Source organism: Chromohalobacter sp. HP20-39, assembly GCF_033052815.1.
Taxonomy (GTDB): domain Bacteria; phylum Pseudomonadota; class Gammaproteobacteria; order Pseudomonadales; family Halomonadaceae; genus Chromohalobacter.
In genome coordinates this window covers 1-275 of the sequence record NZ_JAWHTP010000642.1, presented here as the reverse complement: position 1 = coordinate 275, position 275 = coordinate 1, and the positions used below count along the sequence as shown (strand labels likewise).

The following is a 275-nucleotide window of genomic DNA, read 5'->3' as shown; positions in this document are numbered from 1 at the left end:
GTGAAAATCCTTCTTTGACTGAATGTTTTATGGTGTCCCACCAACTTTCATTAGAACCACCTGTTTCATCACCAACACCATAATTCACAACACCAGCACTAGATAAATCAACAACTTTACCGATATTATTTAATGCTTTACTCCATTCATCATGTAATGGGTATCTGTCAAAATGAGATACACCAGAAGCAACAGGAACATTGGCAATAGCTGAATTAGTTAAATCCATCAATTTACTGATTTTTTGATAGTAAGCACCCAAGAAAATAAATCCA

General features: G+C 34.5%; 1 protein-coding gene. It reads right to left on the bottom strand.

What is annotated here, in order from left to right; all coding sequences use genetic code 11:
- On the bottom strand, positions 1 to 275 hold a 275-nt coding region (locus tag RVY79_RS19520), incomplete at both ends, for a hypothetical protein (RefSeq protein WP_317466232.1).